Origin of the sequence: Kitasatospora sp. NPDC048540, from assembly GCF_040651175.1 — a bacterium.
Classification (GTDB): domain Bacteria; phylum Actinomycetota; class Actinomycetes; order Streptomycetales; family Streptomycetaceae; genus Kitasatospora.
Window position 1 is genome coordinate 105,809 of the sequence record NZ_JBEZIR010000008.1, and the last position, 10,536, is coordinate 116,344.

The window sequence follows — 10,536 nt, forward strand, 5'->3', positions numbered from 1 at the left end:
CGTACGTCACACCGGACCGGCACGCTCGGTGCCCATGACGTCCTGACGAGACCCCAGCCCCCCAGCCCCAGAGCTCCGCCCCGGCGCATCCGCGAACCGGGGCGCGTCGCCGCGCCCGCCCGCCGGAGCGCGACCCCGGCACCCTGCCGCGTAGCCCCGGCAGCTCGCCGCGTAGCCCCTGTCAGCACAGCGCAATCGGAGCGTCATGCCGCTCGAACCCCTGCCCATGCCGGATCCGGGCACCCCCGACATCTCCACCCCGACCGCCTTCCTGCGCTGGCTGCGCCGCAGCCAGCGCCGCGGCCAACTGCTCGCCACCTGGTGGGGCGTGCTGGAGCTGGGCGGCATGGCCGCCCTGCCCACCGCCCTGGGACTGGGCATCCAGGCCGTCGTCGAGCACGACCGGGCCGGACTGTGGCGGGCCGGAGCCCTCGCCCTCGTGCTGTCCGTCCTGCAGACCACCGGCTGCGTACTGCTGCACCGCCAGGCGGTGTGGAACTGGATCACCGCCGCCTCCCAGCTGCGCCAGCTGGTGGCCCGCCAGGCCTCGCACCTGGGCGCCGGGCTGTCCCGCTCGATCGCCACCGGCGAGATCGTCGCCGTCAGCAGCGGCGACGTCGAGAAGATCGGCTGGTACGTGGAGCTGGTCGCCCGGGTCCGCGCCGCGGTCCTGGTCTGGCTCGGGGTCAGCCTGGTCGTGCTGGTGCAGCAGCCGCTGCTGGGCGCGGCCGTGCTGCTCGGCGTCCCGGTCCTCGCGGTGGCCGTCTGGCCGCTGCTCGGCCCGTTCGAGCGCCGCTACGACGAGCAGCGGGCGCTCGGCGGCAAGGCCACCGAGCTGGCCGCCGACACCGTCGCCGGGCTGCGGGTGCTGCGCGGCATCGGCGGCGAGGAGCTGTTCCTGCAGCGCTACCGGGCCGCCTCCCAGCGGGTGCGGGCCGCGGCGGTGCGGGCCAGCCGGATCTGGGCCCTGATGCAGGCCCAGCAGGTCCTGCTGCCCGGCCTGTTCGTGGTCGGGGTCACCTGGTACGGCGCTCACCTCGCCGTGACCGGCCGGATCGGGATCGGCCAGCTGGTCGCCGTGTACGGCGCCACCGCCTTCCTGGCCGCCCCGCTGCGGATCCTCGGCGAGGCCGCGCACGCCTACAGCGTCGCCCGGGTCTCCGCCGGGCGGGCCACCCGGGTGCTCGCCCTGACCAGGGGCACCGACGGCACCGGTGCGGCCGCCGCGCTCACCCGACCCGGCCACGGCGACCTGTACGACCCGGCCACCGGGCTGACCGCCCGGGCCGGCCGGCTGACCGCCGTGGTCTGCGGCGACCCGGACCTCGCCGGTGAACTGGCCGCCCGGCTCGGCGGCCACCTGCCACCGGCCGACGGCGAGCCGGCGGGGCCGGGGGTCCGCCTCGGCGGGACGGTCCTGGACGAGGTCCCGCTGGCCGACGCCAGAGCCGCCGTCCTGGTGCACGACAAGGAGCCGGTGCTGCTCTCCGGCACCCTCGCCGAACTGCTCGACGTCCCCCGCTCCGGCCGGGTGACCGCCGCCGAGGCACTGGCCGCGGCCCAGGCCGGGGACGTGCTGGACGCCCTGGTGGACGGCTCGCCCGAGTGCGCGGGGGACGCCATGGCGGCCCGGATCACCGAGCGCGGCCGCTCCCTGTCCGGCGGCCAGCGCCAACGGCTGGCGCTGGCCCGCTCGCTGGTGGCCGACCCGCCGGTGCTGGTGCTCGACGAGCCGACCAGCGCGGTCGACGCGCACACCGAGTCGCGGATCGCCGCGGCGCTCGCCGGCCTGCGCGCCGGACACACCACGGTGGTCCTCGCGACCAGCCCGCTGCTGCTGGACCGGGCCGAGACCGTGGTCCTGGTGCGCGACGGCCGGGTCGCCGCCACCGGCCGGCACCGCGAGCTGCTCGCCGCCGACCCGCACTACCGCGCGGTGGTCACCCGCGAGGACGAGACCCCGGTGACCGGGGACCGACCCGTGAAGGAGCCGGTATGAAGCCGCCCGTCGTCGAGGAGAGCGGACCGGCCACCATGCTGCCGGTCGGCTCGCCGGCCGCGGTCCGCGCGTACGTGCGGCTGATGGCCCGCCGGCACCGCTCGGGACTGGCCGGGGTGGTGCTGCTGCACACCGTGGCCACCCTGGCGGGGCTGGTCGGGCCGTGGGTGCTGGGGTCGCTGGTGGAGTCGCTCAGCACGGGCACCGCCGAGGGCGAGGTACTGGCCGCGGTCGGCTGGTACCTGGCGGCGCTGGTGGTGCAGTCCGCGTTCACCGGGCTGTCTCGGCTGCGCGGCGGGGTGCTCGGCGAGGAGGTGCTGGCCGACCTGCGGGAGGACTTCCTGGTCCGCTCGGTGGCGCTGCCGCCGGGTGTCCTGGAGCGGGCCGGCACCGGCGACCTGGTCTCCCGCGGCACCACCGACGTCGACCGGCTCGCCAAGTCGGTCCGCGAGGCGGTGCCGGAGCTGGCCGTCGCGGTGGTCTCGCTGGTGCTGGTCGCCGGGGCGCTGGTGCTCACCTCACCGCTGCTGGCGGTCAGCGCGCTGATCGGCCTGCCGCTGCTGCTGGCCTCCTCCCGCTGGTACTTCCGCCGCGCCCCGCAGTCGTACCGCTCGGAGTCGGCCGGGTACGCGGCCGTCAACACCGTGCTGGCCGAGACGGTGGACGCCGGGCGGACGGTCGAGGCGCTGCGCCTCGGCGAGGAGCGGGTCACGCTGACCGACCGGAAGATCCGGGAGTGGCTGGCCTGGGAGCGGTACACGCTCTGGCTGCGGGTCACCTGGTTCCCGACCGTGGAGGCGACGTACGCGCTGGCGATGCTGGGCACCCTGGTGCTCGGCGGGCTGTACGCGCTGAACGGCTGGATCGGCGTCGGCCAGCTCACCGCGGGCGTGCTGTACGCGCAGGCGCTCACCCACCCGGTGGACATGATCCTGCGCTGGTACGACGAACTGCAGGTCGGCCAGGCCTCGCTGGCCCGGCTGGTCGGGGTGCGCGAGGTGCCGGACCCGGACACCGACGAGGGCGCGCACCCGGACGGGCTGCGGGTGACCGCGCGGGAGGTCGGGTTCGGCTACCGGGAGGGCGCCGACGTGCTGCACGGCATCAGCCTGGACGTGGCGCCCGGCAGCCGGGTCGCGCTGGTCGGTCCGTCCGGGGCGGGCAAGTCGACGCTGGGCCGGCTGCTGGCCGGGATCTACGCCCCCGGCCGGGGGACCGTCACGCTCGGCGGGGCGCAGCTGTCCAGGATGCCGGCCGAGCGGGTCCGCACCCAGGTGGCGCTGGTCAACCAGGAGCACCACGTGTTCGTGGGCACCCTGCGGGACAACCTGCGCCTGGCCCGCCCGGAGGCGGACGACACCGAGCTGCGCGCCGCGCTGGCCGCGGTGGACGCGGTCGAGTGGGCCGACGCACTGCCCGCCGGGCTGGACACCGAGGTCGGCTCGGGCGGTACCGCGCTGACCCCGGCCCAGGCGCAGCAACTGGCACTGGCCCGCCTGGTGCTGGCCGACCCGCACACCCTGGTGCTGGACGAGGCCACCTCGCTGTTGGACCCGCGGGCGGCCCGGCACCTGGAGCGCTCGCTGGCCAGGGTGCTGGACGGCCGGACGGTGATCGCCATCGCGCACCGGCTGCACACCGCGCACGACGCGGATGTGATCGCGGTGGTCGAGCAGGGCCGGATCAGCGAGTACGGCAGTCACCCCGAGCTGGTGGCGGCCGAGGGGCCGTACGCGGCGCTGTGGCGGTCCTGGCGGGACGAGCGCTGACGGCTCGGGGAGGAACAGGAGCAGCAGCAGGAGTGAGGGCCCGGGCGGGCGCGGTGGCCCGTACGGGTGTACCGCGTTGCGCCGCCCGGGCCAACCCCGGGCGGCGCAGCCCCGGTCCGGGTGGGTGCGGCGCAGACTGCGGGGGTGACCAAGATTTCCGACGGCTCCTCGGGGGCCAACAAGCGCGGTGAGATCGCGGGCGTCCCGACCAGGGTGATCGCCATCGTGGTGATCGTCATCCTGGCGGTCTGGTTCCTGTTCGCCAACCTGGAGCGGGTGAAGATCCAGTTCTGGGTGTTCACGGTGACGGCCCCGCTGTGGATCGCGCTGGCGGCCACGCTGCTGGCCGGCGCGGCGCTGGGCTGGCTGGCCAAGGGCCGGCGCGACCGGTGACGGCCGCGGGTGACCGCCGCCGGTGACGCGGCCGGTCCGTGACGGGTGATGTCAAAGCGGCTGAGGGGACTTGACCTCGGTACCCCAAATTCTGCTTATCATTGAGGGGTGTTCGACTCACGGCACATCAAGACCTTTCACCAGGTGGTCACCAGCGGCTCGTACTCCGCAGCGGCCCGCGAGCTCGGCTACACCCAGCCCGCCGTCACCCAGCAGATGAAGGCGCTGGAGCGCACCGCGGGCGTCCCGCTGTTCACCCGGGCCGGGCGCGGCCTGCGGCTGACCGAGGCCGGCGAGGCGCTGGCCCGGCACGCCGGGACCATCCTCGGTTCGCTCGCCGCGGCCCAGCAGCAACTCGGCGCGCTCGCCAGGCTGCGGGCCGGGCGGGTCAGGATCTGCGGCTTCCCCAGTGCCAACGCCACCCTGATCCCCGAGACCATGGCCCGGCTGCTGGCCGAGCACCCGGGCGTACGGGTCGAGCTGACCGAGGCCGAACCCCCGGAGTCGGTGCAGCGGCTGCTGCGCGGCGAGTGCGACGTCGCCCTCTCCTTCAGCTACGCCGGTGCGGGGAGCGTCCCGGTCCCGGACGAACTCGCCGAGATCCCCCTGCTGGAGGACCGGCTCACCGTCCTGCTCCCGGTCGGCCACCCGCTCGCGCGGCGGCACGCGGTGCGCCTGGCCGACCTCACCGAGGACCGCTGGATCGCCGGCTGCCCGCGCTGCCGGGCCAATCTGCTGCAGATCTGCGCCGACCAGGGCTACGCTCCGGACGTGGTGTTCACCACCGACGACAACCTCGCCGTGCAGAGCCTGGTCGCCGCCGGGGTCGGCATCGCGCTGATGCCCTCGCTGGTGCTGGCCTTCATGTGCCACCAGAAGGTCACCGGTCGCCTGGTCGAGCCGCACCAGTTCCGCCGGGTCTGCGCGTACGTGCTGCGCGAGCACCTGCGGGTGCCCGCCACCGCGGTGGTGGTCGAGGAGCTCCGGCGGGCGGCCGCCGCCCGGTCCGGCTGCTGAGCGGCGCAGGACGCCGCCGGGACGGCCCACCCGCGGGACAGCTGTAGGACGGCCCATCCATAAGCGGGAAGGGGGAGTTCGCCAAGAATCCCTCCTTGGACGTGATGGGTCGTCCGGTCCGACCCTGCCAGCATGACAACCACCGCACCCAGGGCAGTCACCGCCGCCTGTACCCGGCGCATGAGCGGCCTCGTCGAGGAGATCCGGGAGACCGTCGGGCGCGGGCTGCCCCCCGAGCTGACGGCCTACCTGGTCGGTGAACGCATCGCCCCGCACCTCGGGGCGCCGGACCTGCTCGGCCCCGAGCACTGCGAGGGCGACCCCGACCGCTACCGCCAGCACCTGCTGCACGCCGAGACCGACGGCAGCTTCTCCGTGGTCGCCCTGGTCTGGCTGCCCGGCCAGCGGACCCCGATCCACGACCACCTCTCCTGGTGCACCACCGGTGTCCACCTCGGCGAGGAGAGCGAGCGCCGCTACCGGCTGATCTCCGACGGCCGCACCGCCCGGCTGGTGCCGACCGAGGACGTGGTCAACCGGCAGGGCGAGGTCTGCGGCTTCGCCCCGCCCGGCGACATCCACCTGGTCCGCAACTCCGGCAGCTCCACCGCCATCTCCCTGCACGTCTACGGCGCCGACCTGGCCCGTCTGGGCAGCAGCATCCGCCGGGTCTACCGCCTCCCCGCCGACGAGGTCTGACCGCACCGTGGCACTGACCCTGCGCGCCACGGCCCGCCCCGTCACCGCGCCCCCGGCCTTCCGCCGCAACGGCCCCGGCCTCGCCCTGGCCGCCCTCGGCGTGGCCACCGCCTGGGGCGTGCACGCCGCGGTGCCCGCCGTTCCCCGGCTCACCGCCGCCGTCGCCCTCGGTGTCGCCGCCGCCCACCTGCCGGGCCTGCGCGGGCTGGTCCGCGGCGCCGCCCGGCCCGGGCTCTCGCTCGCCGGGCGGCGGCTGATGCGGATCGGCATCGTGCTGCTCGGCTGCAAGCTCAGCCTGCACGACGTGCTCGGCCTCGGCTGGGCCACCGTCGTGATGGTGCTCGCGGTGGTCGCGGCCACCTTCACCGGCACGCTGTGGCTGGGCCGCCGCCTCGGCCTGCCCGGTGACCAGCCGCTGCTGGTCGCGGCCGGGTACTCGATCTGCGGGGCCTCGGCGATCGGCGCGGTCGGCGAGGCGGCCGGCAGCAACGAGGAGGACGCCGCCACCTCGGTCACCCTGGTCACGCTCTGCGGCACCCTGGCCATCGCCGTCCTCCCGCTGCTGCACCAGCCGCTCGGCCTGGACCCGACCGGCTTCGGCCGCTGGGTCGGCGCCAGCGTGCACGACGTCGGCCAGGTGGTCGCCACCGCGCAGACCGGCGGGCCGCTGGCGCTGCGCGAGGCGGTCCTCGTGAAGCTGATGCGGGTGGCGCTGCTGGCCCCGCTGGTGGCCGGTGTCGGACTCGCCCTGCGCGAGCGGCGGCGCACCGCAGGGCAGGGGGCGGGGACGACGGCCGCGCGCCGGCCGCCGGTGGTCCCGCTGTTCGTGGCGGGCTTCCTGCTGGTGGTCGTGGTGCGCAGCGTCCTGACGCTGCCCGACGGCCTGCTGGACGGCGCCCAGCAGGCGCAGGAACTCCTGCTCGCCGCAGCCCTGTTCGGCCTCGGCAGCGCCGTCCACCTGCCCACCCTGGCCCGCACCGGCGGCCGGGTGGCCGCGCTCGGGCTGGCCTCCTGGGTGGTGGTCGCCGGGGTGTCGTACGCGGGGGTGCTGCTCACCACCTGACGGCGTCTGCGGCCGGGCCGGCCGGCGGGGTGAAAACCGCTGAGCCCGCCGCACCCGCTCGGTTAGAGTCGGCTGATCGGCCACGACCGATGCCCGTCGGTGAGGAAGCCGCCCCAGCCCGAAGGAATCCCTACCATGTCCGAACTGCCCAGCCGGGACGGCCAGCAGACCCCCGCGACGCTCGACCGGCGGGACGGGCCGTACGGGGAGGTGGTGCTGCGGCAGCGCGGTGAGCACTACGAGATCATCGCCAACGGCTGCTTCCTGATGGACACCGCCGACGGCCGCTCGGAGCGGCTGCTGGTGCAGGCGGCCCTGGACGAGCTGGGCGGTGCGGCGCGGGGGGCCCGCCCGTCGGTGCTGATCGGGGGCCTCGGGGTGGGTTTCTCGCTGGCGTACGCGGCCGCCGAACCGTGCTGGCGGCGGATCGCCGTGGTCGAGCGGGAGAGTGCCGTCATCGACTGGCACCGCGGCGGCCCGCTCGGCGCGTTCTCGGCCGGGGCGCTGGCCGATCCGCGGGTGGAGGTGCTGGCCACCGACCTGCTGGCGTACCTGGCCGGGCCCGGGGAGCGCTTCGACGCGCTCTGCCTGGACATCGACAACGGTCCCGACTGGACGGTCACCGAGGCCAACTCCGGTCTCTACGGCCCGGCCGGACTGGCCGCCGCGTACGGCAGGCTCACCGAGGGCGGGGTGCTGGCGGTGTGGAGCGCCCGGCCGTCCGCGTCCTTCGAACGGGCGCTGGCGGAGGCCGGGTTCACCGGGGTCCGGACGCTGGAGATCGACGTGGTGCGCGGCGTGCCGGACGTCGTCCATCTGGCACGCCGCGCGTGACGCGGGCCGCTCGGGCCGCTGTGGCCCCGGGCCGCTGTCGAGGCGGCTACTTCAGGCCGTTGCTGACCGCGGTCATCAGCTCCCCGTTGGCGGTGTCACCGTCGAAGGACCAGACCATCGCGCCGGCCAGCCCCTGGGACTTGATCCAGGCGGTCTTGCGGGCGATCTCGGTCGGGTCGTCGTAGGTGTAGAGCACGCTGCCGTTGTAGATGTACGAGAAGCCGGCCACCGGGTCCCGGTAGATGGTGTAACCGCCGCTCGTGGCCATGTCCTTGAGCTTGTGGTAGTCCTCGTACCCGGGCTCGTAGGTGCCCGGGCCGGGGCCGGTGGCGGTCTGGAACAGGCCGTTGGTGGTGCCGCGCGGCACGCCCGTCCAGCCGCGGCCGTAGAACGGGATGCCGAGGGTCAGCTTGCTCTTCGGGGCCCCGCCGCCGACGTAGGCGTTGATGGCGATCTCCGAGCTGAACCTCTGGTTCGCCGGGCTCGGGTCGCCCGCCGCGAGCTTGATCGCGGACTGCTGGTTGGTGACGGTCTCCCAGCCGCCGTGGTAGTCGTAGCCCTGGATGGTGGCGAAGTCGAACGCGCCGAACAGGCCCGGGATGTCGATGCCCGCGGAGACCTTCAGCGGGTCGGCCGGCAGGAAGGCGCTCAGCGTGTAGTGCTTGCCGGTGGTGGCGCCCAGCGCGTCCAGCTGGCGGCGGAACTCCTGGGCCAGCAGGGTGTAGTTGGCCTTGTCGGCGGGCTTGTAGATGTTGCCGAGGTGGCCGTCGGAGTTGGGCCACTCCCAGTCCAGGTCGATGCCGTCGAAGATGCCGGCCGCCGAGCCCGCGCCGCCGCGGCCGTCGATCACCGGCAGGTTGCCCTTGATGTACATGTCGATGCAGGAGCTGACCAGCGCCTTGCGCGAGGCATCGGTGGCGGCGGCGTCCGAGAACCACTTGCTGTAGGACCAGCCGCCGATCGAGATCTGCATCTTCAGGTTCGGGTACTTCACCTTGAGCTGCTTGAGCTGGTTGAAGTTGCCCGCCAGCTTCTGGTCCCAGGTGTCGGTGGTGCCGGCCACCGAGGTGCCCGCGTCCCAGCCGCGGCCGAAGTCGGCCCAGGCGTCACCGGCGCCGTCGCCCGCGTTGGGGTCGGAGTCGTTGCCGGCGGCCTTGTTGGTGATGAAGCACTGCTTGGTGGTCGGGTGGATGTTGGCGAAGGCGTAGTTCAGCGTGGTGAGCTTCGCCGCCGTCCCGGAGGTGTCCAGCTGCTTCACGCTGTAGCCGCGGGCGTAGATGCTCCACTGCGTGAAGTAGCCGATCTTCAGTCCGCCGCCGGGGATGCCGGTGTCGGGCCGGGTCCGCGCGCTCACCGGCGCGGAGGCCGGGGAGGTGTTGCCCGCGGCGTCCCGGGCCTTGACGGTGAAGGTGTACGGGGTGTCCGGCGCCAGGCCGTCCACGGTGGCGGTGGTGCCGGTGACGGTCTTCGCCACGGCGCCGCCGCTGTAGACGTCGTACGCGGTGACGCCGACGTTGTCGGTGGCGGCGGCCCAGCTCAGGGAGACCGAGCCGGAGCTGGTCCCGGTCACGGACGGGGTACCGGGCGCGGTGGGCGGCTGGTTGTCGACCGGCGGGGTGGGCACGGTGACGGTGACCGGGCCGGCGGCGGCCGAACGGTTCCCGGCCGCGTCGAAGGCGACCACGGTGAAGGCGTGCGCACCCGCCGAGAGACCGGTGACGGTGGCCGAGGTGCCGGTGACGGTGGCGGCCTTGGCGGCGCCGTCGAAGACGTCGTACCCGGCCACCCCCACGTTGTCGGTGCTGGCCGTCCAGGAGAGCGCCGCGCCGCTGCCGCCGGACAGTGCGCCCTGCAGACCGCCCGGCACGCTCGGCGCGGTGGTGTCCGAGGGCGCGCCGGCGCACGGCTGGCCGTTCAGCTTGCAGTTGGCGAGCGGCTGGTAGGCGCCCGAGTAGGCGATGTTGAAGCCGAAGTTGTACGAGGCCCCGGGCGCGATGACCGGCTGCCAGCCCGGGTTCTTCACCGTGACGTGCGAGCTGGCGACCGTGTAGGTGGCGTTCCACAGCGAGGCGACGCTGTTGCCGCTCGGCAGGTCGAACTCCAGGGTCCAGCCGTTGATGGCGGTCGAGGTGCCGTTGTTGATGGTGTAGCTGCCGCCGTAACCGGAGCCCCAGTCCTGGTCCTTGGCGAAGGTGGCGGTGGCGGAGGCCGCGTGCGCCGAGGTGGCGGGCAGCGCGAGGGCGATGAGCGGGGCGATGAGGCTTCCCGCGGCGAGCAGGGGCAGCCGGGACCGACGTCTGCGCATGAAGGGCTCCTGTCCGGGAGCGCGCCCGGGCCGTGGCCGGACGGGCGGGCTCCCCTACCTGTGGGGGGAGGTGCCAGGTGCAAGGGTGATGCGCGCCCGGGCCGTCGGGGACGGCCGCGGGCCGAGGTGCCGGGCCGTCGGGGTGCCGCGGAGGTCCTCTGTCATAGGAGGGTAAAGAGCCGGGGCAGCAGTGGCAATAGGTCTGGACCAGAGCGTCCGGTGCGGGCTCCGGCCGACGCGTCGCGCCGGAACGCCGAACGGCGGCCGGGCAGTTGGTACTGCCCGGCCCCCGAGCCGCCGGCGTACAGCCCCTTCGGCTGAGCCACCAGGACGACCCAGCGGTGCCGCGGACGGCGGCCGGGCCGGGTCGGAGGTGGACAGGCCGGAGGCGACGTGCTCGCGGTGGATCCGCTCCAGCAGCTCGCCGACCCGGCGGAGCTTGTTGAGCACGCTGCGG

Annotated in this window: 8 protein-coding genes; 7 read left to right on the top strand and 1 reads right to left on the bottom strand. The window is 74.6% G+C overall.

Features of this window, described 5'->3' with window-relative positions:
* Nucleotides 1-205 precede the first annotated feature (205 nt).
* From AB0D08_RS06105 to AB0D08_RS06135, 7 genes are all read left to right on the top strand, one after another.
* Nucleotides 206-1,999: an ABC transporter ATP-binding protein gene (locus AB0D08_RS06105; RefSeq protein WP_359886390.1), complete on the top strand. Its 1,794-nt coding sequence runs from the start codon at nt 206-208 to the stop codon at nt 1,997-1,999.
* The gene (locus tag AB0D08_RS06110; RefSeq protein WP_033820507.1) at nt 1,996-3,768 is read left to right on the top strand and encodes an ABC transporter ATP-binding protein; all 1,773 of its coding nucleotides are present in this window, start codon (nt 1,996-1,998) and stop codon (nt 3,766-3,768) included. Before AB0D08_RS06105 ends, AB0D08_RS06110 begins: the two co-directional genes overlap by 4 nt.
* A 144-nt stretch (nt 3,769-3,912) precedes the next feature.
* Nucleotides 3,913-4,161, top strand: coding sequence for a lipopolysaccharide assembly protein LapA domain-containing protein (locus AB0D08_RS06115; protein WP_051812428.1), 249 nt, complete (start codon nt 3,913-3,915; stop codon nt 4,159-4,161).
* A 108-nt stretch (nt 4,162-4,269) separates the two neighbouring features.
* Nucleotides 4,270-5,178: a LysR family transcriptional regulator gene (locus AB0D08_RS06120; RefSeq protein WP_033820506.1), complete on the top strand. Its 909-nt coding sequence runs from the start codon at nt 4,270-4,272 to the stop codon at nt 5,176-5,178.
* A gap of 132 nt (nt 5,179-5,310) precedes the next feature.
* Nucleotides 5,311-5,877, top strand: coding sequence for a cysteine dioxygenase family protein (locus AB0D08_RS06125; protein ID WP_359886393.1), 567 nt, complete (start codon nt 5,311-5,313; stop codon nt 5,875-5,877).
* Nucleotides 5,878-5,890: 13 nt separating this feature from the next.
* On the top strand, nt 5,891-6,940 hold the full coding sequence (locus AB0D08_RS06130) for a putative sulfate exporter family transporter (RefSeq protein ID WP_359886407.1): 1,050 nt from the start codon (nt 5,891-5,893) through the stop codon (nt 6,938-6,940).
* Nucleotides 6,941-7,075: 135 nt separating this feature from the next.
* Entirely contained in the window at nt 7,076-7,774 is a 699-nt protein-coding gene (locus tag AB0D08_RS06135) for a spermidine synthase (protein WP_051812427.1), read from the top strand.
* A gap of 46 nt (nt 7,775-7,820) precedes the next feature.
* Here AB0D08_RS06135 and AB0D08_RS06140 read toward each other — a convergent pair whose 3' ends face one another.
* Complete coding sequence (locus AB0D08_RS06140) at nt 7,821-10,079, bottom strand: glycosyl hydrolase family 18 protein (protein WP_359886396.1); 2,259 nt, start codon at nt 10,077-10,079, stop codon at nt 7,821-7,823.
* Nucleotides 10,080-10,536: the final 457 nt, after the last annotated feature.